General features: G+C 68.3%; 24 protein-coding genes and 4 tRNA genes. 25 read left to right on the top strand and 3 right to left on the bottom strand.

Annotation, left to right across the window (positions count from 1 at the left end):
- Position 1: 1 nt before the first annotated feature.
- From lptE to kdsB, 18 genes are all read left to right on the top strand, one after another.
- On the top strand, positions 2–559 hold the full coding sequence (lptE, locus tag AWR35_RS02165) for an LPS assembly lipoprotein LptE (RefSeq protein ID WP_197408105.1): 558 nt from the start codon (positions 2–4) through the stop codon (positions 557–559).
- Positions 560–566: 7 nt separating this feature from the next.
- Positions 567–1,592 carry a DNA polymerase III subunit delta gene (gene holA, locus AWR35_RS02160; RefSeq protein ID WP_058574319.1) on the top strand — a complete coding sequence of 342 codons (1,026 nt, stop codon included), beginning with the start codon at positions 567–569 and terminating at the stop codon, positions 1,590–1,592.
- Positions 1,593–1,676: 84 nt separating this feature from the next.
- The gene (locus tag AWR35_RS02155) at positions 1,677–2,945 is read left to right on the top strand and encodes a glutamate-5-semialdehyde dehydrogenase (protein WP_197408104.1); all 1,269 of its coding nucleotides are present in this window, start codon (positions 1,677–1,679) and stop codon (positions 2,943–2,945) included.
- Between the two features lie 7 nt (positions 2,946–2,952).
- Positions 2,953–3,558: a nicotinate-nucleotide adenylyltransferase gene (nadD, locus tag AWR35_RS02150; protein ID WP_058574317.1), complete on the top strand. Its 606-nt coding sequence runs from the start codon at positions 2,953–2,955 to the stop codon at positions 3,556–3,558.
- Between the two features lie 117 nt (positions 3,559–3,675).
- Entirely contained in the window at positions 3,676–4,080 is a 405-nt protein-coding gene (rsfS, locus tag AWR35_RS02145) for a ribosome silencing factor (RefSeq protein ID WP_231723543.1), read from the top strand.
- A gap of 6 nt (positions 4,081–4,086) precedes the next feature.
- Entirely contained in the window at positions 4,087–4,557 is a 471-nt protein-coding gene (gene rlmH, locus AWR35_RS02140; RefSeq protein ID WP_058574315.1) for a 23S rRNA (pseudouridine(1915)-N(3))-methyltransferase RlmH, read from the top strand.
- 51 nt (positions 4,558–4,608) lie between these two features.
- A complete protein-coding gene (locus tag AWR35_RS02135; RefSeq protein ID WP_058574314.1) occupies positions 4,609–5,250 on the top strand; it encodes a Maf family protein in 642 nt (213 codons plus the stop codon).
- Positions 5,247–6,731 (top strand): ribonuclease G, encoded by a 1,485-nt coding sequence (gene rng / locus AWR35_RS02130; RefSeq protein WP_058574313.1) that lies wholly within the window; start codon positions 5,247–5,249, stop codon positions 6,729–6,731. Before AWR35_RS02135 ends, rng begins: the two co-directional genes overlap by 4 nt.
- A gap of 66 nt (positions 6,732–6,797) precedes the next feature.
- Positions 6,798–10,790 (top strand): YhdP family protein, encoded by a 3,993-nt coding sequence (locus AWR35_RS02125; protein ID WP_082663848.1) that lies wholly within the window; start codon positions 6,798–6,800, stop codon positions 10,788–10,790.
- Positions 10,780–11,628 (top strand): carbon-nitrogen hydrolase family protein, encoded by an 849-nt coding sequence (locus AWR35_RS02120; RefSeq protein ID WP_058574311.1) that lies wholly within the window; start codon positions 10,780–10,782, stop codon positions 11,626–11,628. The genes AWR35_RS02125 and AWR35_RS02120 overlap by 11 nt, the downstream gene beginning before the upstream one ends.
- Positions 11,629–11,749: 121 nt before the next feature.
- Positions 11,750–12,838: a 3-deoxy-7-phosphoheptulonate synthase gene (locus tag AWR35_RS02115; RefSeq protein ID WP_058574310.1), complete on the top strand. Its 1,089-nt coding sequence runs from the start codon at positions 11,750–11,752 to the stop codon at positions 12,836–12,838.
- Positions 12,831–14,537: a DUF4139 domain-containing protein gene (locus AWR35_RS02110; RefSeq protein WP_058574309.1), complete on the top strand. Its 1,707-nt coding sequence runs from the start codon at positions 12,831–12,833 to the stop codon at positions 14,535–14,537. Before AWR35_RS02115 ends, AWR35_RS02110 begins: the two co-directional genes overlap by 8 nt.
- A 75-nt stretch (positions 14,538–14,612) precedes the next feature.
- Entirely contained in the window at positions 14,613–15,245 is a 633-nt protein-coding gene (locus AWR35_RS02105) for a MotA/TolQ/ExbB proton channel family protein (protein ID WP_058574308.1), read from the top strand.
- Complete coding sequence (locus AWR35_RS02100) at positions 15,242–15,640, top strand: biopolymer transporter ExbD (RefSeq protein WP_058574307.1); 399 nt, start codon at positions 15,242–15,244, stop codon at positions 15,638–15,640. Before AWR35_RS02105 ends, AWR35_RS02100 begins: the two co-directional genes overlap by 4 nt.
- Positions 15,640–17,436, top strand: coding sequence for a lipid A export permease/ATP-binding protein MsbA (gene msbA, locus AWR35_RS02095; protein ID WP_058574306.1), 1,797 nt, complete (start codon positions 15,640–15,642; stop codon positions 17,434–17,436). Before AWR35_RS02100 ends, msbA begins: the two co-directional genes overlap by 1 nt.
- Positions 17,436–18,455 carry a tetraacyldisaccharide 4'-kinase gene (gene lpxK, locus AWR35_RS02090; protein WP_058574305.1) on the top strand — a complete coding sequence of 340 codons (1,020 nt, stop codon included), beginning with the start codon at positions 17,436–17,438 and terminating at the stop codon, positions 18,453–18,455. Before msbA ends, lpxK begins: the two co-directional genes overlap by 1 nt.
- A 9-nt stretch (positions 18,456–18,464) precedes the next feature.
- A complete protein-coding gene (locus AWR35_RS02085) occupies positions 18,465–18,689 on the top strand; it encodes a Trm112 family protein (RefSeq protein WP_058574304.1) in 225 nt (74 codons plus the stop codon).
- Complete coding sequence (gene kdsB, locus AWR35_RS02080) at positions 18,686–19,456, top strand: 3-deoxy-manno-octulosonate cytidylyltransferase (RefSeq protein WP_231723542.1); 771 nt, start codon at positions 18,686–18,688, stop codon at positions 19,454–19,456. The genes AWR35_RS02085 and kdsB overlap by 4 nt, the downstream gene beginning before the upstream one ends.
- Before the next feature lie 12 nt (positions 19,457–19,468).
- On the opposite strand, the gene AWR35_RS10710 is transcribed toward kdsB, so the two are convergent.
- The gene (locus AWR35_RS10710; RefSeq protein WP_156413905.1) at positions 19,469–19,645 is read right to left on the bottom strand and encodes a hypothetical protein; all 177 of its coding nucleotides are present in this window, start codon (positions 19,643–19,645) and stop codon (positions 19,469–19,471) included.
- 14 nt (positions 19,646–19,659) lie between these two features.
- Positions 19,660–20,076 carry a cupin domain-containing protein gene (locus tag AWR35_RS02075; RefSeq protein WP_066185027.1) on the bottom strand — a complete coding sequence of 139 codons (417 nt, stop codon included), beginning with the start codon at positions 20,074–20,076 and terminating at the stop codon, positions 19,660–19,662.
- Positions 20,077–20,124: 48 nt separating this feature from the next.
- Here AWR35_RS02075 and AWR35_RS02070 point away from each other — a divergent pair, with 48 nt between their 5' ends.
- The 7 genes from AWR35_RS02070 (at position 20,125) to AWR35_RS02040 (ending at position 22,868) form a co-directional block, all read left to right on the top strand.
- Entirely contained in the window at positions 20,125–20,481 is a 357-nt protein-coding gene (locus AWR35_RS02070) for a DUF2288 family protein (protein ID WP_058574303.1), read from the top strand.
- A gap of 136 nt (positions 20,482–20,617) precedes the next feature.
- Positions 20,618–21,718 carry an alkene reductase gene (locus AWR35_RS02065; RefSeq protein WP_058574302.1) on the top strand — a complete coding sequence of 367 codons (1,101 nt, stop codon included), beginning with the start codon at positions 20,618–20,620 and terminating at the stop codon, positions 21,716–21,718.
- Between the two features lie 47 nt (positions 21,719–21,765).
- A complete protein-coding gene (locus tag AWR35_RS02060; protein ID WP_058574301.1) occupies positions 21,766–22,275 on the top strand; it encodes a heme-binding protein in 510 nt (169 codons plus the stop codon).
- Positions 22,276–22,461: 186 nt separating this feature from the next.
- Positions 22,462–22,537, top strand: a tRNA-Asn gene (locus tag AWR35_RS02055).
- A 2-nt stretch (positions 22,538–22,539) separates the two neighbouring features.
- A tRNA-Arg gene (locus AWR35_RS02050) sits at positions 22,540–22,616 on the top strand.
- 5 nt (positions 22,617–22,621) lie between these two features.
- Positions 22,622–22,697 (top strand) — tRNA-Glu (locus AWR35_RS02045).
- Between the two features lie 95 nt (positions 22,698–22,792).
- Positions 22,793–22,868 (top strand) — tRNA-Glu (locus tag AWR35_RS02040).
- A 62-nt stretch (positions 22,869–22,930) separates the two neighbouring features.
- Here the strand turns inward: AWR35_RS02040 and AWR35_RS02035 are convergent.
- Complete coding sequence (locus AWR35_RS02035; RefSeq protein ID WP_058574300.1) at positions 22,931–23,215, bottom strand: hypothetical protein; 285 nt, start codon at positions 23,213–23,215, stop codon at positions 22,931–22,933.
- Positions 23,216–23,389: the final 174 nt, after the last annotated feature.

Raw genomic sequence — 23,389 nt, 5'->3', positions numbered from 1 at the left:
CATGACACGCGCGCGGCAGGGAGTCCGCGCGCTTTCCTTCTGGCTGGCGACCGCCGTGGCCCTCGGGCTGACGACATCGCTGGCCGGTTGCGGCTATCACCTGCGGGGCATGACCGAGGTCGCGCCCAGCTTCGAGCGGGTGCATGTCTCGGGGTTGTCGCGCTCGGGCGAGGTCTACCGCACGCTGGAGCAGCAGTTCGCCAACGCCGAGGCGGAGCTGGTCGATGATGTCGGTGCAGCCACCGCCCGGCTGGTGGTCGAGGACGAATCGGTCGAGCAGCGCGCCTCGGTGGTCGACCCGACCGCCGACGTGCGCCAGTACGAACTGCGTCACGAGCTGACCTACCACATCGAGCTGCCCGACGGCTCGCGCACGCCGAGCCAGCGGATCAGCCAGGCGCGCAACTACAACTATGACCCGACCGGCGTGCTCGCCTCGTCGAGCAACGAGCGGCAGATCCGACGTGAACTGGGCGAGCTTGTCGGCGAGCTCCTGTTCTACCGTCTGCTCGCGCCGATCGACCGCGAGGCCCTGATCGCCCCCGGCGAGGGGGGCTGACGCGGGCGTGGTCGTCAAGCCGCAGGAGTTCGAGCAGCGCCTCGCGCGGGGGCTCGAGCCGCTCTACGTGCTGGGCGGCGAGCAGCCGTTGCTGGTCCAGGAGGCGCGCGATGCGATCGTCGCCAAGGCCCGCGAGGCCGGCTGCGACGAGCGGCTGCGCTTCGAGGTCGACGGCAAGTTCGACTGGGGTACGCTGGAAAGCCAGGGCGCGAGCCTGTCGCTGTTCTCCAGCCAGCGGATCATCGACCTGCGTCTGCCGACCGGCAAGCCCGGTCGGGTCGGCTCCAAGGCGCTGGCTGCCCTGGCCGATCGCGTCAAGGGCGGCGGCGAGTCGGACGTCTGGATCGTCAGCCTGCCGCGGCTGGACAACCAGCTGCAGAAGAGCGCCTGGTTCAAGGCGCTGGCGAACGCCGGGGTGGCGGTGCGCTTCAACGACATCCCGCTGACCGCGCTGCCGAACTGGGTGGCGCAGCGGGCCGGCGCGCAGGGGGTCAACCTGACGCGCGATGCCGCCGAGCTCATTGCCGGGCGTGTCGAAGGCAACCTGCTGGCGGCCGCCCAGGAGATCGAGAAGCTCGCGCTGATGGACCTCGAGGGGCCGGTGGACGCCGCGCGGGTCGCCCAGGGTTTGGCCAACCAGTCGCGGGTCGATACCTTTGCCCTGAGTGACGCGATCCTGGCGGCGGATCGCGAGCGAGCGCTCTACCTGCTCTCGCGCCTGCGTGCCGAGGGTACCGAGCCCCTGTTGATCCTGTGGGTGATCGCCCGCGACCTGCGCGCACTGGTGGCGCTGGCGGGCAACGACCAGGCCGGGTTCAAGAAGACGCGCATCCCGGCCTTCCTCGCCCGGCGCTACCAGGCACGGGCGCGCATGATGCCGGCAAGTGCCTGGCAGCGGCTGCTGGCCGGTTGCGCCGAGGTCGACCGTTGCATCAAGGGCCTGGGCGAGGGCTGCAACACAGCCGACGGCGGGGGCCGCGTCTGGGCGCTGCTGGACCAGGTGATGCTGCACGCCAGCCGGCCGGGACGTTGAGCCGGGCGGCAACAGATTCCATAACGAAACATGACGAGGTGGCACGGATGATCCCGTGCCGGCAATGATCAGGAGATGCTGACGATGGCCAACGACAACACCGTGACCGAAACCATCCAGGCGATGGGCCAGGCGGCCCGGCGCGCAGCCCGGGCACTGTCCCGCGTCGACACCAACGCGAAGAACGCCGCCCTGACCGCGATTGCCGACCAGCTGGTCGAGCACACCGGCACGCTGATCGAGGCCAACAAGAAGGACCTGGAGGCCGGCCGGGCCAACGGGCTGGACGATGCCATGATCGACCGGCTGGCCTTCGATGCCGCCGGCATCCAGAAGATGGCCGAGGGCGTGCGCCAGATCGCGTCACTGCCGGACCCGGTCGGCGAGATCACCGACACGGTCTTCCGCCCGTCGGGCATCCAGGTCGGCCGCATGCGCGTGCCGCTGGGCGTGATCGGCATCATCTACGAGTCGCGTCCCAACGTGACCATCGATGCCGCCGCCCTGTGCCTGAAGTCCGGCAATGCCACCATCCTGCGCGGCGGCTCCGAGGCGATCCACAGCAACCAGGCGCTGGCCGCCTGCATCCGTGACGGGCTGGAGGCCGCCGGCCTGCCGGCGGAGACGGTGCAGATCGTCGGTACGACCGACCGCGAGGCGGTCACCGCCATGCTGCACAGCCCCGAGGCGATCGACGTGATCATCCCCCGCGGCGGCAAGGGCCTGGTCGCGCTGGTCTCGCGCGAGGCGCGCATGCCGGTGATCAAGCACCTCGACGGCGTCTGCCACGTCTACATCGACCCGGACGCGGATCTCGACAAGGCCAAGGCGATCGCGGTCAACGCCAAGACGCATCGCTACGGCGTCTGCAACGCGATGGAGACGTTGCTGGTCGACCAGGCCGTGGCCGAGGCCGTGCTGCCGGATCTGGCCAGCCGTTACGGCGAGCTGGATGTGGAACTGCGCGGTTGCGAGCGCTCGCGGGCGATCGTCCCGTCAATGACCGCGGCGACCGAGGAGGACTGGGGCGAGGAGTATCTCGGCCCGATCCTCGCGGTGGCCGTGGTCGACGGGCTGGATGCGGCGATCGAGCACATCGAGACCTACGGTTCGCACCACACCGACACCATCGTCACCGAGAACTACACTCGTGCGCGCCGTTTCCTGCGCGAGGTCGACTCCGCTTCGGTGATGGTCAACGCCTCGACGCGCTTCGCCGACGGCATGGAATACGGCCTGGGGGCGGAGATCGGCATCTCCACCGACAAGATCCACGCCCGCGGCCCGGTCGGCCTCGAGGGGCTGACCTCGCAGAAGTTCATCGTGCTGGGCAACGGCGAGACGCGTCACTGAGCTCGCCATGATCGGCATCTTTGGAGGCACCTTCGACCCGGTCCACATCGGCCACCTGCGTCTGGCGACCGAGGTGGCCGAGACGCTCGGTCTGTCGCGGGTGCACCTGGTGCCGGCCGCGATCCCGCCACACCGGGGCGAGCCGCTGCTCGATCCGGCCACCCGCCTGGACCTGGTGGCCCGCTCGATCGCCGACGAGCCGGGTTTCGTCCTCGACGACCGCGAGCACCGGCGGGCCGGACCGTCGTATACCGCCGACACCCTGGACGAGTTTGCCGCGGAATTCCCCGACGAGCCGCTGGTGCTGATGATGGGCATGGATGCGTTCAACGGCCTGCCGGACTGGCACGAGGTCGAGCGCATTCTCGATGCCGCGCATATCGCAGTGGCCACCCGGCCGGGCTCCGAGGCGACCGGCAGGGCCGCCGAGTGGCTGGCCGAACGACGTGCCGAGCCGGCGGAACTGGCCGGCGCCCCGGTCGGGCGCATCGTGCCGGTGGCGATCACCCGGCTGGACATCTCGGCGACCACGCTGCGCGCACTGGTCGAGCAGCGCCGGTCGCTGCGCTACCTGGTGCCCGATCCGGTCGCGGCGCATTTCGCTTCCGGTTGACCGCCGTGGTTGACCGCATTGGCGGATCGGTCGACCATTGCCGTCTTTCGACCGCGTTCCGATTCCAAATTTGACTCATGGGCGGCCCGCGCCGCCTCAAGCCGACAGGTTTTTCGCATGACAGCCAACCAACCGCCATCCTCCCGTACCGAGCCGGTCAAGGAGACCCCGCCGATGCCGGCCGAGGAGATCCTCGAGCACGTCGTCACGGCACTCGAGAACCTCAAGGCCGTCGATCTGGTCAAGCTCGACGTGCGCGAGCGCTGCAACTTCACCGACTACATGGTGTTCGCCTCGGGCACCTCGGACCGTCACCTGAAGGCGATGGCCGACGAGGCGGTCAAGGAGCTCAAGAAGCACGGCATGCGTCCGATGAACGTCGAGGGCGACGACACGCCGCAGACCGAGTGGGTGCTGGTCGACTTCATCGACGTGATCGTTCACCTGATGATGCCGGAGACCCGCGCGCTGTATCAGCTGGAGAAGCTCTGGTCCGCGCCGGCCGCCGATCCGAACGCGTAAGCCGGGGTGCGGATCGAGCTGATCAGCGTCGGCCACAAGCTGCCGGGCTGGGCCGAGGAGGGCACGCAGACCTACCTCAAGCGCCTGCCGGCCGGTTGTCCGGTACGCCTGACCGAGATTCCCGCCGCGCCGCGCGGCAAGAATGCCGACATCGATCGCATCAAGACGATGGAGGCCGAGCGCATCGAGCGGGCCATACCCAAGGGCGCGCGCGTGATCCTGTTCGATGAGCGTGGCCGTGACCGCGACACCCGGCAGTGGTCGGCGGCCATGGGCGACTGGTTGCTGGCGGGACAGGACGTGGCGCTGGTCATCGGCGGGCCCGATGGCGTGGCCAAGTCGCTGCGCCAGCGCGCCGACGAGACCTGGCGGCTCTCCGCCCTGACCCTGCCGCACCCGCTGGTGCGCGTGCTGGTCGCCGAGCAGCTCTATCGCGCCTGGTCCTTGCACCAGAATCACCCGTACCATCGTGACTGACCCGGGGCGGTCGATCGTCCCGGCGGCGGGTCGAGTCGTTAGAATGGGGTCATGACCCCGAACCATCCCACGCTCTGGCTGGCCAGCGGCTCGCCGCGTCGCCGCGAGCTGCTCGAACAGGCCGGCTTCGCCATCGCCGGCCGTGCGCGACCGCCCAGGCCGGTGGACGAGACGATCGGGTCGAACGAGTCGGCCGAACACGCCGCAGTGCGCCTGGCACGGGCCAAGCTCGATGCTGCCCTGGATGCGACGGGCCTGCCGGCCAGCGCGGTGCTGCTCGCGGCCGATACCCTGGTCGCCGGACCGGATGGCCGGCCGATGGGCAAGCCGGCCGATGCGGCCGATGCCGAGCGCATGCTGGGCGCACTTTCCGGCCGGTGGCACGGGATCACGACTGCGGTCGCCGTCGGCGACCGGGACGGGTGCCGCGAGGCGGTGGTGAGCAGCCGGCTCAAGCTGGTTCGCCTGACTGCGAACGAGATACGCGCCTACGTGGCGACCGGCGAGCCGCTCGACAAGGCCGGTGGTTACGGCCTGCAGGGGCGGGCCGGCAGCTTCGTCGAGGCGATCGAGGGGGACTGCAGCGCGGTCATCGGCCTGCCGCTGGCCGCCACCCGCCGGCTGCTGGCGGCATTCGGTATCCGGCCGGCATGGATGGACGAGACAAGGAACGATAACGAGAACCAGCAATGAGTGAAGAAGTCCTGATCAACATCACCCCGCAGGAGACCCGCATCGCGATGGTCGAGAACGGGGTGCTCCAGGAGATCAACATCGAGCGTTCACGCTCGCGCGGGATGGTGGGCAATATCTACCGGGGGCGCGTGACGCGCGTGCTGCCGGGCATGGAGGCCGCCTTCATCGATATCGGCGAGGAGCGCGCCGCGTTCCTGCACGTCTCCGACGTCGAGCTGAAGATGGACGATCCGGACACCGAGCTGGAATCGGCCACGCCCTCGATCGACACCCTGCTGCGCACCGGTCAGAACGTGCTGGTGCAGGTGATCAAGGACCCCATCGGCACCAAGGGCGCCCGCCTGACCACCGAGATCACGATCCCGTCGCGCTATCTCGTCTACGTGCCCAACGGCCGCAACATCGGTGTCTCCAGCCGGATCGAGGACAAGAACGAGCGCGAGCGTCTCAAGACCCGCCTGGCCGACATGATCCTCGAGGAGGAGGGTTCGCTTGATGGCGTCGGCGGCCTGATCCTGCGCACGGCGGCCGAGGGCGTCGAGGACGAACAGCTGCGCCACGACTACCGCTTCCTGCGCCGGCTGTGGAGCAATCTCGCCGAGCGTCGCCAGCAGATGACCGACCCGGGGCTGGTCTACGAGGACCTGCCGCTGGCGCTGCGCACCCTGCGCGACACGCTCGGCCAGTTCGTCGAGAAGATCCGCATCGACTCGCGGGAGACCTATCACCGCGCGATCGCGTTCGCCGAGGAGATGGTCCCGGACATCCTGCCGATCGTCGAGCACTACCCGGGCGAGCGGCCGATTTTCGAGCTGCACAACATCGAGGAAGAGATCCAGCGTGCGCTGGAAAAGCGGGTGGCGCTCAAGTCGGGCGGCTACATCGTCATCGACCAGACCGAGGCGATGACCACCATCGACGTCAACACCGGCGCCTTCGTCGGGCACAAGACGCTCGAGGAGACGATCTTCAAGACCAACCTCGAGGCGGCCGCGTCGATCGCCCGCCAGCTGCGCCTGCGCAACCTCGGCGGGATCATCATCATCGACTTCATCGACATGGCCGAGCCCGAGCACCGCGTCCAGGTGCACCAGGCGCTCAACCGGGCGCTGGAGCGCGACCATGCCCGCACCAAGGTCTGCGACGTCTCCAGCCTGGGGCTGGTGGAAATGACGCGCAAGCGCACCCGCGAGTCGCTCGAGCACGTGCTCTGCGAGACCTGCCCGATCTGTGCCGGCCGCGGTTCGGTCAAGACCGCCGAGACCATCTGCTACGAGATCTTCCGTGAGGTCACCCGCGATGCCCGGCAGTACCAGCCCAAATCGATGCTGGTGATCGCCAGCGCTTCGGTGATCGACCGCCTGCGCGAGGAGGATTCCACCTCGCTGGCCGAATTGCAGGAATTCACCGGCGTTCCGCTTAAACTCCAGATTGACCTGCACTACCAGCCCGAGCAGTACGATATCGTCCTGATGTGATCGGGCATCATCCGGCCCGGCGGCCGGTGAAGGAGTGCCGGCAGTGGTACGCGGAGTGGCCAGGTAATGGGGATTAGCAGCGCAAAACGGGAACGCCGTCTTCGACTGGCGTTGCGACGCCTGTTGATGGTGCTCGCCGTGCTGGTGGTCCTGGTCGCCGCGCTCAGCGCCGCCTCGCGGGCGCTGCTGCCCTGGGTGGAGCGCTACCAGCCCGACTTCGAGGCCCTGGTCAGCGAGCAGCTCGACGTGCCGGTGCGCTTCGGCAAGCTGGACCTGCGCTGGCAGGGCTACCAACCCCAGGTCATTCTCCAGGACGTGCGCGTTGACGCCGGTCCCCGCGCCGATTCCCTGGCGCTGGGCCTCGCCTGGTGGCGCAGCCTGATCGAGCGCCGCCTGGTCGCCGACAAGATTACCCTGGATGCCCCTCGCTTCACCCTGATTCGCGGAACCGACGGCTGGTCGGTGGCCGACCTGGCGCTCGAGCCGCGGCCCGGGGTCACCGGTCAGCGCGTGTCCTGGTCACAGGTCGAGGATCAGCTCGCTCGCCTCGGGCACGTCTCGGTGCGCGATGCGGTGGTCGACTTCCGCGACCCGGCCGGCGAAACCGACCGCCTTACCTTCAGCCTGGCCGCCGAGCTCGACCGCAGCCACTGGCGTGGCTCGGGCACGGCGCGACTCGAGGGCATCAGTGCCGAGGCAATGCGGTTTGCCGGTGAGGGGCGGTTCGGCGAGCAGAGCGACGTGTCGCTGTTCGTCCGGGTCGACGACTGGCGTCTGCCCGAGGTCCAGCAAACGCTGGGTCGTTATGGCGGCCCCAAGGTCCAGCGCAGCCTCGGCGGCTGCCCGGGTGGCAACGATCCCATGCGCTGCGAGGTGGGCATGCCGCGGGTGGATTCGGGCACGCTCAATGGCAGGCTCTGGCTCGACTGGCGCGAGAGTCGGCTGGAGGGGATGACCTTGCAGGCGGATGTCCGCGAACTCGCCGTCACCCGAGAGGCGTTCCTGGGTGGCAAGTCGCAGCGCGCGGCACTTGAGGAGGTGGCGACGACGCTGGCATGGCGGCGCGTCGCGGACGGCTGGGATATCGACGCCGAGGCGGTGCGGATTCGTCCCGCCGACGGGGAGATGCTGCCCACCGAGTTCGTGCGTCTGAAGGACCGCGGCGAAGGGCTGCGCTTCGCCACCAACCATGCCGATCTCGGCCATCTGGCCGTCTGGCTGGCGGCCGCGCCACTGCCGGCCGATTTTCTCGAACTGCTCGATCAGAATGTGCCGCGTGGCCAGGCACGAGATGTGCGCCTGCGCTTCGATCGCGGCCGGTTGGTCGAGGGCTTTCTCAACCTGCGCAACTTCGGCAATACCACCGGCGTGCCGTTACGGCCCGTGGTCGGCACGCGCTCCGGACGCGGCGGGGCCGACCTCACGCTGTACCGGCAGCCAGGTGGCTGGCTGGCACAGGTCGATCAGCGTGACCTGATCCTTGCCGTTCCGGGCATGTTCCGCGAGCCGGTGCCGATCGACCATATCCAGGGGCGGCTGTATTGGTTCGACCGCATGGGGCTGGCGCTCTACAGCCCGGATCTGGTGGTCAGCTCGGGCAGCCTCGATGTGGGTGGACGCTTCTACTATCGCGAGGCGTCGGCCGGCCGGGCCGGGTATCTGGGGGTCGACGCCGGCTTCGACCTCGACGATACCCGCGAGGCGCCGGGTTACCTGCCGCGCCACCTGATCGGAGAGCAGACGCTGGCCTGGCTCGACCGTGCCCTCGAAGACGAGGGGGCGCGCGGGCAGGTCGGCGAGGGGCATTTCACCTTTCACGGCGACCCGGCACGGGCGCCATTCACCGACGGCGGCGGCTACTTCTCGGTGGTGTTCGACTTCGCCGACGTGACGCTGCCGTTCCGGCCCGGCTGGCCGGCGCTGACCCAGGCGAGTGGCCACATGGCCTTCGTCAACAAGCAGTACCACGTCGACATCGAGCAGGGCCGGCTGGGCGAACTGGCAGTGGGTGAGTCGCGGGTGAGTATCTTCGATCTAAAAGACCCCAAGTTGCAGGTGGCGGTCGATCGTGCCGCGGCGCTCGACCCGGTGATCTCGACCCTCGAACAGACCCCCCTGGTCGGTGCCTCGGCCTTCGACTGGCTGTCGGCGGATGGCGACGGCCGGCTGGCGCTCGACCTGCAGATCGGTCTGCGCGCCGGTGCGCCACCGCCGACCGTGTCCGGCGTCTATGTGTTTGGTGGCAACCGGCTGTCGATGGCCGACGACCGGGTGGTGCTGAACGACCTCCGAGGTGACCTGCGCTTTACCGGGACGCGTTTCTCCGCCGACAGCCTGGCGGGCGCCTTCCTCGGCCGGCCGTTCCGCGCCCAGGTTGCCCCGCGTGACGGGGGGCAGGGGACACGGATCCGCGCCCAGACGCGCGTCTCGCCCGCCGGGGTCAAGTCCGTCCTCGGCGAGGCGGGAGCGACCCCGCTTGCCTCCGCCGCGCTTGGGTCGATCGACGGGGTGACCGACGCGGGGGTGCGCGTTGACGTGCCGCACGGCAGGGGGCCGGTGGGCGTGCGGGTGGAGAGTGCGCTTGCCGGCTGGCAGAGCACGCTGCCCGCGCCGCTGAACAAACCGTCGGCGATCGCCTGGCCGCTGCGCCTTGACCTCTCGATCGCCTCCGGGGTTGTCGATGCCGTCTCTGCTCGTCTCGAGGGCACCGAGACCTGGCGGGCGGAGCTGGATTTCGCCGCCGATGGGCGACTGGCGAGCAGCCGGGTCGGCAATCGCGATGTGCCGGTCGGCGGTATGGAAGGGGGCTCGGAGGCACCTCATCGTGTCGGGATCACGCTCGATTCGCTGTCACTTGGTCCCTGGCTTGACTGGTGGGCAACGCTGGACGAGGCGCCGACAGGGGCAGGAGGCCATGCCGACGCGCCGGGTGATGTCTGGCTCGACGCCCATCTGGGTCGACTACGGTTGGGCGACTGGGGGCTCGAAGGGGTCAGCCTGGGCTTCGCGCCGCGAAACGACGGCTGGTGGCTGGGTGTGTCCGGCGAGGAGAACCGTGGCGAGTTGCGGATGACGGGGCGAAGCGTGGCGTCGGCCGGTCGTCTGGAAGGGGCATTCGAGCGGCTCAAGCTCCATCGCCTGGAGGAGGCGGCACCCACCCCGGCTGCACCGGCGACGGCCTGGACGCTGTCGACCTTGCCGGTCGCCGATCTGTCCGTGGATTCGCTGAGCGTCGACGACATGGCGCTGGGACAGCTGGCGGTCTCGGCCCGTCAGGGCAACGGCGACTATCGTATCGACGAGGTCGACTGGCAACCGGTGCCGACCCTGTCGGTTTCGGGCAGCGGTCGGGTGGAGGACAACGTCGGCAGCGGCCCCGGCGGGCAGCAGACACAGCTTTCGTTGACGCTGCGCGGCAAGGATTTCGGCCAGGCGATCGCGGCTATCCACGGCGATTCCCCCATTCAGGGCGGCACGGTGGAAGAGGGCAGCCTGTCGATCTCCTGGCCGGGCAGCCCGTCGAGTTTTGCCGTTTCCCGGGCGGCCGGGCATGGCCGTTTCACCCTCAACGAGGGGCAGCTCAAGGCGATCGATCCCGGTGCCGGTCGCCTGGTCGGACTGATGAGCCTGGGGGCGTTGACCGACCGGCTGCGTCTGGACTTCCGCGACGTCACCCGCGAGGGTCTGTACTTCGAGAGCCTGACCGGACAATGGCGTCTCGACCGCGGACACCTGGCGGTGGATCGGCTGGAGATGACCAACCCGTCGCTCACCGCGCGGATCGACGGTGACGTCAATCTGATCGACCGCACGCTCGACCTATCCGCGCGCGTCTATGCCGATTTCGGCATGTTGCTGCCCCTGATCGGCACCGTCGCCGGCGGGCCGCTGGTGGGGGGCGCCGTGCTGGCCCTGCAGGAAACCTTCAAGCAACTCGACGAGGCCCCGGACCCCTCGGTGACCTACCACATCGGCGGCAGTTTCGATCAGCCGCAGGTGACCCGGGGGGGCGTTCCCCTCATGCCCGAAGAGACAGAAGGAGAGACCGATGCGCCGTGATTGCCCTGAAGTCGCCGTCGTGCAGATGAACGGGCGGGCCGACTGGTCGGCCAACCGGCCGGTGGTCGAATGCCTGATCGCCGAAGCGGCCGGGCAGGGCGCCTGTCTGGCGGTGCTGCCCGAGAATCTCCTGGCGATGCCGGCCGAACCGCGCGCACTGGTCGCGATGGCCGACCGAGACACCCCGGCGGCGATCGAGTCGTTGTGCGACATGGCGCGACGCCACGAGATCTGGCTGGTCGCCGGCACGCTACCGGCCGTCCCCGACGGCCCCGAGGCAGGTCGGCGGGTGGCCTCGCGAAGCCTGGTGATCGATGCCGGCGGCGAGGTGGTCGCGCAGTACGACAAGATTCACCTGTTCGACGTGGTGCTCCCGGACGGCGAAAGCTATCGGGAATCGGCCACCTTCATCGCCGGCGACACGCCGGTGGTCGTCGATACCCCGGCCGGTCGGCTGGGGATGGCGACCTGCTTCGATCTGCGCTTCCCGGAACTGTTCGCCCGACTGGTCGCCGACGGGGCGGACTGGTTCTGCCTGCCGTCGGCCTTCACGCGGGCGACCGGTCAGGCCCATTGGCACGTGCTCAACCGGGCCCGCGCGATCGAGAACAGTGCCTGGCTGGTGGCCGCCGCCCAGGTCGGTCGCCATGCCGATGGCCGGCAGACCTACGGACACAGCCTGGTGGTCGACCCGTGGGGGCAGGTGCTGGTCGATGCCGGCGAACAGGCCGATTGCGTCCGACTCGCTCGCCTCGACTACGAGTGGTTGCACGGCTTGCGGGAACGGTTTCCCGTGCGTCGCCTGCATCGCCCGGACCTGTTCCCGGGCGGGCAGTGAAACGTGGTCGGCGCCCATGGCGCAAAATGCGCTTGGCCTTTACCATGGGCGGACTGAATTACCCGCGCCGGGTGGCCGTCAGGGCCGATCCGGTATTTGCCTACGGAATAGTTGAGCGAAGATGACCGTACAGACCGACGACCTGCGTATCGAGGAGATCCACCAGCTGACCCCGCCCGAGGTCTTCCGGGGCGAGTATGTCCTGTCGGACAAGGGGGCGGAGACGGTGGACCACGCGCGCCGGACGATCCAGAACATCCTCAACCGCCGCGACGATCGACTGATGGTGGTGATGGGGCCGTGCTCCATCCACGACGTCGATGCCGCGCGCGAGTACGCCGCCCGCCTGCGCGAGCTGGCCGAGGAGGTCAAGGAGGATGTCTTCCTGGTGATGCGGGTCTACTTCGAGAAGCCGCGCACCACCGTTGGCTGGAAGGGCCTGATCAACGATCCGGACCTCGACGGCAGCTTCAACATCAACAAGGGCCTGGGTGTCGCCCGTCACCTGCTGGTCGACCTGGCGGACATGGGCGTGCCCACCGCGACCGAATACCTCGACCTGATCAGCCCGCAGTACATCTCGGATTCGATCAGCTGGGGCGCGATCGGGGCGCGGACCACCGAATCCCAGGTCCACCGCGAACTCGCCTCGGGGCTGTCCTGCCCGGTGGGCTTCAAGAACGGCACTGACGGGGGTCTGCGTGTGGCGCTGGATGCCATCCGCGCTTCCGGTCGCCCGCACCACTTCCTGTCGGTGACCAAGGCGGGCCGCTCGGCGATCTTCGCCACCAGCGGCAACCCGGACTGCCACATCATCCTGCGTGGCGGCCGGACCACGAACTACGACGCCGCCAGCGTCAGCGAGGCCCTCGAACAATTGCGTCAGGCCGAGATGCCCGAACGCCTGATGATCGACTTCTCGCATGCCAACAGCCAGAAGCAGCACGCCCGCCAGATCCAGGTGGCCGAGGATGTCGCCGGCCAGATCGCCGGCGGCAATGCGGGCATCGTCGGCGCGATGGTGGAGAGCCACCTGATCGCCGGGCGCCAGGACGTGGTCACCGGCAAGCCGTTGACCTACGGCCAGAGCATCACCGATGCCTGCATCGGCTGGGACGACAGCCGCGCGGTCATCCACCGTCTGGCCGAGGCGGTCCGCATTCGCCGTGCCGGTGGTGGCGTACTCGACGAGTTGGCCGAGCATGGCTGAACGGCGGTGCGCGCGGTCCCGTAACGGGCTGGCCGCACTGCTGGCCGGGGTATGTCTGCCGCTGCTCGCCGATCCGGCGCTGGCCGTTTCGGATGCCGAGCCGGATGTCCGGGCCCTGATCGCGGAGGTCGAGGGCCATGTCATGGCCATCGACCGCCTGACCGTGGCGCCGGCCGGTGCCTGGGTGACGCGGATCCTGGCGGTCGGTGAACTGGCCGAGGCGACCGCCGACGGGTCGGAACCGACCGCCGGTATCCAGATGGATGCGGCCGACAAGGGCGGTCGCCTGTGGGTGCTCGGCCTGCCGGACGGGCTCGAGACCGAGTCGCTGCGCGTCCGGGGCGCCCGGGTGGACCGCGAGGCCGGCGTGCGGGTCGAGCGCGAAGTCATCCGCGAAACGCCGCGTTACCGTCGCCTGCAAGAGCGTCTGGATGCAGTGCGGGCCGATGCGCGCGCCGTCGAGGTCGAGCTGGAGGAGAATGGATTGCGTCGCGGCATTGCCCGCGACCAGCTGGCCGCTCTGGTGCCGGGCGAGGCCGGCCTGGCCGCCCTGTGGCGTGATGGTGGCCCCGTGGCCGACCTGATGACCCGCCTGAGCGACGAGCGCGCCGCGCTGCTCGAGCGTCAGGCCGCTCTGCGCGAGGACATTCGTGCCCTGCGTGCCGCGCTCGACGAGATGGAGGCCGAGGCCCCGGGCTGGCGCGTCGGCGTGACGCTGAACGCCGATCCCGGTGGTCTCGAACCCGACAGCGACGCGCTGCGGCTCGAATACCGGGTCGAGAACGCCGGCTGGGAGCCGGTCTACCGCGCGCGGCTGGATACGACCGAGCGGCACGTGGACTGGCGCATGACCGCCCGGGTTCATCAGCAGACGGGCGAGGACTGGCCGGCCGTGCCGATGACGCTGGTCACCAGCGACCGCCGCCGGTTCTATCCCGTGCCGAGCCTGTCCCCGCTGACCATCGGTTTCGTCGATCCGGCAACGGATCGCCCGGTGCGTCCGCTGGCCAAGGCGTCGGCGATGCTCGCCGAGAGCGCCTCGCGGGCCGTGGGCGCCCGGGTCGAGGATGAAACCGGTTTCGCCGCCTCGGTCGCGATCAACAAGCCTTCGGCGGTGCCGAGTGGCGACGGCGGCGTGAATCTGTCGGTGCTCGATCAGCGTCTGGACGCCGCGCTCGAGCTGCGTGTCGCGCCGCAGTCCGGCCGGGATGCGGTGGTGGTGGCCGAGTTCGAACCCAGTATCGTTCATCCGTTGCCGGCCGGTCGCTGGGAACTCTACCGCGATGGTCAGCAGCAGGCGGGCCAGGCCCGCGCCGCACTCAAGCCCGAGGAGCCGGTCGAGCTCAGCTTCGGTGTCGACCCGCGGCTGGTGGTCGAGTACGACCAGCCACCCGACGAGCGCGCCGAGCATGGCGTGATCGGCACGTTCCGGCAGGTCGAGCGGGTGCGTCGGATCACCGTCACCAGTCGTCACGAACAGGCCGTGCCGGTGGTCGTTCTGATGCGCCTGCCGACGGCGCTGGACGCCGACATCGTGGTCGAACCGCTGGCCGATACCAGCAAGCCGGCCGTGCGCGACTACGACGGACAGAAGGGCGTCTGGGCCTACCGGCGCAAGCTCGCACCCAACGAGCCTTGGCAGATCGATTTCGCCTATCGGGTGCGCTGGCCGGAGGAAAAGCGGATTTCGCCCTTCTGACGAGGCGGCCCGGCATCGCACGTCTCACACGCATCATTCATTCGTTCATTCCAGGGAAGAGGGTCCACCGAGAACATGCTTGATCTGGTTCTGGCCGGCGGCGGCATGATGCTGCCCATCATCATCGCTTCGGTGATCGCCATGGCGATCATCTTCGAGCGCCTGTACACCTTGCGTCGCGGCCGCGTGATGGGCGGCGACCCGGTCGGCATGATCGAGTCCTGGCAGGGCCAGGGCGGGATCACGCCGGGGCGGCTGGACGAACTGTCGCGCACCTCCCCGCTGGGCCGGATTCTTGCCGCCGGGCTGGAGGGCAGCCACTCGGCCGAGAGCATGCGCGTGCGGATCGAGGACACCGGTCGCCACGTGGCGCACGAGATGGAGCGCTACCTGAACACCCTGGGCACCATCGCCCTGATCTCGCCGTTGCTGGGCCTTTTGGGCACGGTGATCGGCATCATCGACGTGTTCCAGGCGATCACTGCCGTCAGCGGCGCCGGCGCGGTTGCGCCCGAGCTGCTCGCCGGCGGCATCGCCAAGGCCCTGGTCACCACTGCCGCCGGCATCATGGTGGCCGTCCCCGCGTTCATCTTCCACCGCTACTTCCGCGGTCTGGTCGACGAGCTGGTGATCGACATGGAGGCCGATGCCATCCGCCTGGTCGATCTGATCCATCCGGCCGGTGCCGGTCGGAGGCGTGCGGCATGAATTTCCGGCAGCGATCGCGGGAGCCGCTCGAGCTCAACCTGATCCCCCTGATCGACGTGGTGTTCATGCTGCTGATCTTCTTCATGCTGACGACCACGTTCGTTCACGATCGTACCCTCGAGGTCGATCTGCCGGTCTCCGAGTCGGGCAGCGCCGAGCGTGCCGAGCTGGAGAACCACGTGATCGAGCTCGACGAACGTGGCGAGATCGCCGTCGATGGCGAGCGGGTGAGCGAGCAGGAGCTGCCCGCCGTGCTGGCCGAGCTTGCCGGTGACGGCCGGCCGGTGATGCTGTGGGCCGATGCGCAGGTTGTGAACCAGCGTGTCGTCACCGTGCTGGATCACGCCCGGCGTGCCGGTATCGACAAGATCGGTATGGGGACGACGCCGCCCTGATGAATCCCGAGTCGCTCACCCAACGCGCCCACGACGTCGCCGGGGTCGAAACCTATCGGCGTCTGCTGAGCTACACCTGGCGCTATCTGCGCGTGCTGGTGATCGCGATCGTCGGCATGGTCGTCGCCGGCCTGTCCGAGGTCGGCTTCGCCGCGCTGATGAAGCCGCTGCTCGACGGCAGCTTCGTCGAACGCGACCCGACCCTGATCACCTGGATGCCGGTCGCTCTGCTGGGCGTGTTCGTCTTTCGCGTGATCGGCGAATTCGCCTCCAACTACGGCATGGCCTGGGTGGGACGCTCGGTCATCCGTGACCTTCGTGGCGATACCTTCGATCAGGTCCTGCACTTGCCGCCGCGCTACTTCGACCGGGTGCCGTCGACCGAGGTGCTCACCCGCTTGAACTACCAGAGCGAGCAGGTCTCCGAGGCCGCCTCCAAGGCACTCACCATCCTGATCCGCGACACGGTGACCGTGATCGGTCTGCTGGTGTGGATGCTGTATCTGTCCTGGCAGCTGACCCTGTTCATCCTGGTGCTGTTGCCGCTGCTGGTGGGGATGGTCGCCGGCATCTCGCGGGCCTTCCGTCGTTACGCCCGGCGTATCCAGGAATCGATGGGGCAGGTCTCGCACGTCGCCGAGGAAACCATCACGGGCCACCGGGTGGTCAAGCTCTACGGCGGCGAGGACTACGAGAGTGCGCGCTTCGACCGACAGAACCAGAGCAACTTCCGCGCGTTCATGAAGATGCAGGCGGTGCAGGCCGCTTCCTCGCCGCTGACCCAGTTCGTGCTGGCGATCGGCGTGGCCGGGGTGGTCTGGTTCGCCACCAGCGGCGAGCGCATGGAACAGATCAGCGTCGGCACCTTCGTCTCCTTCATCACCGCGCTGGCGATGACGCTGGCCCCGGCCAAGCGGCTGATCAACCTCAACGCGATCATCCAGAAGGGCATCGCCGCCGGCGAGAGCCTGTTCGCGCTACTCGACGAGCCGCGCGAGAACGAGAAGGGCACCGTGCCGACCGATCGCGTCAGCGGCCGCATCCGTTTCGATGACGTCTGGCTCAGCTACCGCGATCCGGCGCCCGAACGGACCGATGACGGTGACTGGGTGCTGCGCGGTGTCACGCTCGAGATCCCGGCCGGGGAGACCGTGGCCTTCGTCGGCCAGTCCGGCGCCGGCAAGTCGAGCCTGGTGGGCGTGCTGCCGCGGTTCGTCGAGATCCAGCACGGGCGCGTGCTGCTCGACGACACCCCGCACGAGGACCTGCCGCTGGCCGACCTGCGCCGCCAGTTCGCCTATGTCTCCCAGGAAACCGTGCTGTTCAACGCCAGCATCGCCGCGAACATCGGGTATGCCGACGGTTCCGATTACGACGAGGCGCGGGTGCGCGAGGCGGCCCGGGCGGCATTCGCCGACGAATTCATCGAACAGATGCCCGACGGATTCGACACCAGCGTGGGCGAGAACGGCGTGCTGCTCTCCGGTGGGCAGCGTCAGCGGATCGCCATCGCCCGCGCGCTGTATCGCGACGCACCCATCCTCCTGCTCGACGAGGCCACCTCGGCGCTCGATACCCGTTCGGAGGGATACATCCAGCGGGCCCTGGCGAACCTCACCCGCGGTCGGACCACGCTGGTGATCGCCCACCGGCTGTCGACCATCGAACATGCCGACCGGATCGTGGTCATGGATGGCGGGCGAATCGTGGAGCAGGGACGCCACGACGAGCTGCTGGCCGCCGACGGCGCCTACGCCGGGCTGTACCGACTGCAGTTCGCCGAGCAGGCCGGCTGATGCGTTATCCGGGATTCTGGCAGCGCCGTGGTCCGTTGGCGCGACTGTTGTGGCCGCTGGGGTGGCTGGTATGCGCCGAAGCGGCACGCCGGCGGGCCGGAGCGACTCATGGCGAACCGCGCTGCCCCACGATCGTGGTGGGTAACGTCACGGTGGGCGGGACCGGCAAGACGCCGGTGGTCATGGCGCTGGTGGAGGCGCTGCGGCAGGCGGGCTACCGTCCGGGCGTGATCAGTCGCGGTTTCGGCGTCAAGGTCGGCATCGAGCCGGTGGATCTGGCCGAGGCGGAAGACCCGTCGAGCTGCGGCGACGAGCCGTGGCTGATTCACCGCCGGACGCAGGTCCCGGTCGTGGTCCATCCGCGCCGGCGCCAGGCCGCCGACCAGCTGCTGGCTCGCTACCCCGAGGTGGACGTGATCGTCAGCGACGACGGTCTCCAGCATCATCGGTTGCCGCGCACGCTGGAGTGGGTGGTAGTCGACGGCCGTCGCGGCCTGGGCAATGGCTGGTGCCTGCCGGCCGGCCCGCTGCGCGAATCGGCGCAGGTGCTGGCGGAGGTCGATGCCGTCCTGGTCAATGGTGGCGAGCCGGACAGGCTGGTGCCCGGTCTGGCCACCGATGCCTGGCGTGTCGATTTTGCGCCGGACGTGCTGGTCGATGCGTTCGACGAGCGCGAATTGCCGGTGGCCGAGCTGGAAGGGCAGGCCGTGCTGGCCGTCGCCGGCATCGGCAACCCCGAACGATTCTTCGCCATGCTCGAGGCGAAGGGCGCGCGCGTTGCCCGACGGGCACTTGACGATCACGCCGCGCCGACGCTTTCCCAGGCCCGAGCCTGGATGGCCGACGGTCGGCCGGTTGTCATGACGCAGAAGGATGCGGTCAAATGGCCCGAGCGTCCGACCCGCCCCGGCCAGGTGCTGGTGGTGCAGGGCGGTATCCGGCTGCCCGACGAGCTGGTGCAGGCGACCCTGGCGACCCTGGCTGAACACCGTTCCCATCCCGATGGTTCCACAAGGTGACGTGAATCGATGGACAAGAAGCTGCTCGACATTCTGGTGTGCCCCGTGACCAAGGGGCCGCTGATCTACGACAAGGCCAACGCCGAGCTGATCTCGCTTTCGGCGCACCTTGCCTATCCCATCCGTGACGACATTCCGGTGATGCTCGAGGACGAGGCACGTCGCCTCTCCGACGACGAGTACCAGCATTGGCGCAAGAAGCACACGGCCGATGCGGGAGATGCGGGCTCATGATGGCCGAGAGCGACTGGATCATCATTCCCGCGCGCCACGACTCCAGTCGCCTGCCGGGCAAGCCGCTGGCCGAGATCGACGGGCGCCCCATGATCCACTGGGTCTACGAGCGGGCCGTCGCCGCGGGCAGCGAGCATGTCGTGATCGCCACGGACGACGAGCGCATCCAGGAGGCTGCCGCCGAGATCGGCGCCCGGGCCGTGCTGACCAGCGAGGGGCATGAATCCGGCACCGATCGCCTGGCCGAGGTGATCGACCACCTCGAACTGCCCGACGAGACGGTGGTGGTGAATCTGCAGGGCGACGAGCCGCTGATGCCGCCGGTCCTGCTCGCCCAGGTGGCCAACCTGCTGCGTGCCAAGCCCGATGCGGCCATGGCGACCCTGATGGTGCCGATTTCCGATCGCGAGGAGTTCCTGTCGCCGGATGCGGTCAAGGTGGTGGCCAACGAGCGGGCCGAGGCGATGTACTTCTCGCGCGCGCCGATCCCGTTTCATCGCGACGGCGTGCCCGAGCTCGGCGAGGCCGGCCTGTTCGGCTTCCGCCATCTGGGCTTGTATGCCTACCGGGCGGGGTTCCTGCGTCGGTTCGTGGAAACGTCCAGTCCGGAAATCGAGCGGCTGGAGAAGCTCGAGCAGCTCCGCGCTCTGTCGATGGGCGAGACCATCGCGATCGAGATCGCCGAAGTCACGCCGCCGCCGGGCGTGGATACCCAGGCGGACCTGGAACGGGTGCGCCGGCTGCTGGTCGAGGAGGCCGCCGGCTGAGGAGCCGGGGCGCTAGTCCTGCGGGGCGTCGCGCTTGCCCTTGCGCTTGAGGTAGATCGCGCCGGCAATGCCCCAGCCGATCAGCAGCAATACACCCGCGCCGGCACCCAACCAGAGGGTCGCGGCCATGATGCTGCCGAAGATCAGGGTGATAAGCAGGAATTCGAAGGTGCTGCGCTGGATGACCATCGGGTTCGGACTCGTTATCGGCTCGTCTCGTCGGCATCGAGGAATTCGGTATCCTCGTCGCGGTAGGCCGGTTGGCAGATGCACAGGAATCGCAGTGGCGTCTCGCTCTTCGCCTCGATCCGGTGCGGCTGGTTGGGTGCGATCCGGATGATATCACCGGGTACCACCGCGAGCCGCTCCTCGCCGAGCTGCAGAATGCCCGCGCCGTCGAGGACGTGGTAGACCTCCTCGGCGATGGGGTGGCGATGCAGCCGGGTCGTCTCGCCCGGTGCGACCTCGGCTTCGGCGACGCTCATCCGCTCGATCGCGTGGTGGGTCGGATGCAGCAGTTCGCGCACGGCGGAGCCGTCCGGGGCGTGGATCGGCTCGACGTCGCTGCGGTGGTTGAGATAGGGGCTGCGGTCGACAGCGGGCTTCCGGCGACGGGCCATCGTTGCTCCTCGAGTACATTCCGACAAGGTTCAGGTAATCGACAGATCATGACAGAAATTCCCTCCAATCTCCCCGAGACCGGGCCGGACGCGCTCGACGACGAGACCCTGTACGCCGATCTGGTGGGCCAGACGGCCAAGATCGACTGGAGCGAGATCGAGCGCTTCTTCGCCAAGGGGCAGATCCTCAAGATCGCCCCGTCCCTGGACCTGGTCGAGGTGGCGTTCGCCATGATCCGCGATCGCACCGAACCGGTTGCGGCCTGGCAGGAGGCCGGGGACCTGGCCGCGCTGGATACCGAAACCGCACGCCGCTGGGCGGGCGGCGGCGTGACGCTGTGGGCGGTGGTCACGCCGCCGTGGATCCTGGTGCAGGAAACCGACGGCGCACCGGCGCGGCACTGAGCCTCGTCCGCTGCGGTGCCGGACTGGCATTTCGTGCCGTTCTCGGCTACAAGTTAGCTGGCTAACAAAATTCCCGCGCCGGCCGAAACGTCCTGAACATCCGACCAGAGCCGGCGCCAACCCTTGCCGAGGATTCATGAGTCAGGACTCAGCATTGCTCTCGCCGGTCGCCCTTGGCGACCTCCACCTGCCCAACCGCGTCATCATGGCGCCGCTGACCCGTTGTCGTGCGACCGTACCGGGAAACGTCCCCAACGAGATGATGCGCACCTACTACCGGCAGCGTGCCGGTGCGGGACTGATCATCAGCGAGGCCACCCAGGTCGTGCCCGAAGGGCAGGGCTATCCGGCCACGCCCGGCATCCACAGCGACGAGCAGCAGGCCGGCTGGGAGATGATCACCCGGGCGGTTCATGACGCCGGCGGCCGCATGATCCTGCAATTGTGGCACGTCGGTCGGGTATCGCACTCCGATTTTCAGCCGGGTGGCCAGTTGCCGGTGGCACCGTCGCCGATCGCCATCGACGGCGAGGGCTACGTGCCCTCCGGCGAGAAGAAGCCGTTCGAGACCCCCCGGGCGCTGGAGACCGAGGAGATCCCGGCGTTGGTGGAGGCCTACGCGCAGGCGACCAGCCGGGCACTGGCGGCCGGCTTCGATGGGGTGGAAGTGCATGCCGCGAATGGTTATCTCATCGACCAGTTCCTGCGCGACGGTACCAACGAGCGCAGCGACCGTTATGGCGGCTCGCTGGAAAACCGCATGCGCCTGTTGCGCGAGGTGCTGGCCGCCGTCACGCGCGTGGCGGGTGCCTCGCGCACCGGCGTTCGCATCTCGCCGCTGCAGCCGATGAACGGCATGTACGACAGCGCTCCCTGGGAGACGTTTTCCTACGTGGTGCGCGAGCTCAATGCCTTCGGCCTCGCCTACCTGCATATCGCCGGTATGGGCGAGGATGCCCCCGGTGCCGCCGGGCCGGCCTTCGATCTGGCCGAACTGGTGCCGCTGTTCCACGGTCCCGTGATCCGCAACTACCACTACGACCAGCCTCGGGCGGAGGCGGATGTGTCCGAGGGACGTGCCGCGGCGGTCGCCTTCGGTGTGCCCTTCATCGCCAATCCGGACCTGGTCGATCGCATGCGCCGCGACGCACCCTGGAATGAACCCGACGCTGCGACGTTCTATGGTGGCGGGGAAGAGGGCTACATCGATTACCCGACGCTGGCCGATCTGGCCTGATGTCGTTTTCCGCTACTAGAACAAAGCAACGAAAAGAGGGGATAGGCATGAAAGCAATCACGCGCACACTCAAGCAGACCGCCATTGGCGCCAGCCTGGCGCTTGCGAGCACCACGGGCTTGGCCGCCTCCGACCAGCCGGCGACCATCAGTGTCGAGCGGCTCTCGATGGAGATGGCGCTCAAGGCAGCCCAGGGGGCGGTCGAGGCCTGCCGCGAGGAAGGGATCCAGATCGGCGTGACGGTGGTCGACCGCGGCGGCAACCCGCAGGTGGTCCTGCGGGATGTGCTGGCCCCGGATCTCACGCTACGCATCTCGAAGATGAAGGCGTACACCGCGCTGTCCTTCAACACGGCCACGTCGACGCTCGAGGAGCGTGGGCAGGGCGCGCTGGGCAACGTCCCCGGTCTGATGATGGGTGCCGGCGCCGTCACCATCGAGGCCGGTGGCAAGATCTACGGGGCGATCGGTGTCTCCGGCGCGCCGTCCGGCGATACCGACGAGATGTGCGCCAGCAAGGGTGCCGAGGCCGTGGCCATGGAGCTGGAGTTCCTCTGATCGCACGACCACCGTTGATGCCTCACCGATCAGCAGGGCCCGGCGCATGCCGGGCCTTCGTCGTTGCGGGTCCGGCTTTCAACGGGTTAGCCGTGCGAGGCGCTCGTGGTCGCATTTTTTCTCGCATCGGGTGTTGACGCACCCCGGGTGGATCATTAATATGCCGCCCCACGTCGAGAGACGTATTCCCCGATAGCTCAGTTGGTAGAGCAAGTGACTGTTAATCACTGGGTCGCTGGTTCGAGTCCAGCTCGGGGAGCCAAAGCGCCCGTAGCTCAGTTGGATAGAGCGTCTGGCTACGAACCAGAAGGTCGGGAGTTCGAATCTTCCCGGGCGCGCCAATCAGGTCCCCATCGTCTAGAGGCCTAGGACACCGCCCTTTCACGGCGGTAACAGGGGTTCGAATCCCCTTGGGGACGCCATATAGTCGGGCAGTGCGTATCACGCGTGCTGCCTTACTTGTTGGTCACCTTGAAACGTGATCGACCCGGCCGGGCCAGTCCCGGTCGACAACTAGGTCCCCATCGTCTAGAGGCCTAGGACACCGCCCTTTCACGGCGGTAACAGGGGTTCGAATCCCCTTGGGGACGCCATACAGAGAAAAGCCCGCGCGGGTTATCCGCGCGGGCTTTTTTTCGTCTGGGGAGACCGCGACTCAGTGACCGCCGCCCACACCGGGGTTGCCGCCCCCAACGCCCGGGCCCCCGCCCATGCCGCCACCGGTGGTGGGTGAACCACCCAGCTTGCCGTAGGCGTTCCGGTCCATCACGCCCAGCATCTCGTCCTCCCCGGGAGTGTCCTCGCTCTGTTCCAGGTTCTCCTCGTGATACTGCATCAGCAGATCGTCCTCGGGAGTAGCCCAGGGGTTGGCATGACCGGCGTGTGCCGCACCGGTGGCCAGCATGGTGGCGAGAAGGGTGGAAAGGGTAGTCAGTCGCATCGGAATACCTCCTGCGTGTGTCGTCAGTCGCCCGGTTGTGCGGACTGCTCTGTCAGACGAATAAAAAATTAAATGGTTCCATAAGTCAAATCTAGATACTTGGTCGTCTTGTTGTCGGCGAGGTCGCGAGATGACTGCTTTACTTGAACCGTCACGAGGGAATCCGCACCGCGA

Origin of the sequence: Guyparkeria sp. WRN-7, assembly GCF_001641825.1 — a bacterium.
GTDB lineage: Bacteria > Pseudomonadota > Gammaproteobacteria > Halothiobacillales > Halothiobacillaceae > Guyparkeria.
This window is presented reverse-complemented; position numbering and strand designations above follow the sequence as displayed.

Excerpts from the sequence above, each read along its gene's own strand:
- lptE (WP_197408105.1), top strand. The coding sequence starts at position 2 with ATGACACGCGCGCGGCAGGGAGTCCGCGCGCTTTCCTTCTGGCTGGCG.
- AWR35_RS02155 (WP_197408104.1), top strand. The coding sequence starts at position 1,677 with ATGGCCAACGACAACACCGTGACCGAAACCATCCAGGCGATGGGCCAG.
- nadD (WP_058574317.1), top strand. The coding sequence starts at position 2,953 with ATGATCGGCATCTTTGGAGGCACCTTCGACCCGGTCCACATCGGCCAC.
- rsfS (WP_231723543.1), top strand. The coding sequence starts at position 3,676 with ATGACAGCCAACCAACCGCCATCCTCCCGTACCGAGCCGGTCAAGGAG.
- AWR35_RS02135 (WP_058574314.1), top strand. The coding sequence starts at position 4,609 with ATGACCCCGAACCATCCCACGCTCTGGCTGGCCAGCGGCTCGCCGCGT.
- rng (WP_058574313.1), top strand. The coding sequence starts at position 5,247 with ATGAGTGAAGAAGTCCTGATCAACATCACCCCGCAGGAGACCCGCATC.
- AWR35_RS02125 (WP_082663848.1), top strand. The coding sequence starts at position 6,798 with ATGGGGATTAGCAGCGCAAAACGGGAACGCCGTCTTCGACTGGCGTTG.
- AWR35_RS02120 (WP_058574311.1), top strand. The coding sequence starts at position 10,780 with ATGCGCCGTGATTGCCCTGAAGTCGCCGTCGTGCAGATGAACGGGCGG.
- AWR35_RS02115 (WP_058574310.1), top strand. The coding sequence starts at position 11,750 with ATGACCGTACAGACCGACGACCTGCGTATCGAGGAGATCCACCAGCTG.
- AWR35_RS02110 (WP_058574309.1), top strand. The coding sequence starts at position 12,831 with ATGGCTGAACGGCGGTGCGCGCGGTCCCGTAACGGGCTGGCCGCACTG.
- AWR35_RS02105 (WP_058574308.1), top strand. The coding sequence starts at position 14,613 with ATGCTTGATCTGGTTCTGGCCGGCGGCGGCATGATGCTGCCCATCATC.
- AWR35_RS02100 (WP_058574307.1), top strand. The coding sequence starts at position 15,242 with ATGAATTTCCGGCAGCGATCGCGGGAGCCGCTCGAGCTCAACCTGATC.
- msbA (WP_058574306.1), top strand. The coding sequence starts at position 15,640 with ATGAATCCCGAGTCGCTCACCCAACGCGCCCACGACGTCGCCGGGGTC.
- lpxK (WP_058574305.1), top strand. The coding sequence starts at position 17,436 with ATGCGTTATCCGGGATTCTGGCAGCGCCGTGGTCCGTTGGCGCGACTG.
- AWR35_RS02085 (WP_058574304.1), top strand. The coding sequence starts at position 18,465 with ATGGACAAGAAGCTGCTCGACATTCTGGTGTGCCCCGTGACCAAGGGG.
- kdsB (WP_231723542.1), top strand. The coding sequence starts at position 18,686 with ATGATGGCCGAGAGCGACTGGATCATCATTCCCGCGCGCCACGACTCC.
- AWR35_RS10710 (WP_156413905.1), bottom strand. The coding sequence starts at position 19,645 with ATGGTCATCCAGCGCAGCACCTTCGAATTCCTGCTTATCACCCTGATC.
- AWR35_RS02075 (WP_066185027.1), bottom strand. The coding sequence starts at position 20,076 with ATGGCCCGTCGCCGGAAGCCCGCTGTCGACCGCAGCCCCTATCTCAAC.
- AWR35_RS02070 (WP_058574303.1), top strand. The coding sequence starts at position 20,125 with ATGACAGAAATTCCCTCCAATCTCCCCGAGACCGGGCCGGACGCGCTC.
- AWR35_RS02065 (WP_058574302.1), top strand. The coding sequence starts at position 20,618 with ATGAGTCAGGACTCAGCATTGCTCTCGCCGGTCGCCCTTGGCGACCTC.
- AWR35_RS02060 (WP_058574301.1), top strand. The coding sequence starts at position 21,766 with ATGAAAGCAATCACGCGCACACTCAAGCAGACCGCCATTGGCGCCAGC.
- AWR35_RS02035 (WP_058574300.1), bottom strand. The coding sequence starts at position 23,215 with ATGCGACTGACTACCCTTTCCACCCTTCTCGCCACCATGCTGGCCACC.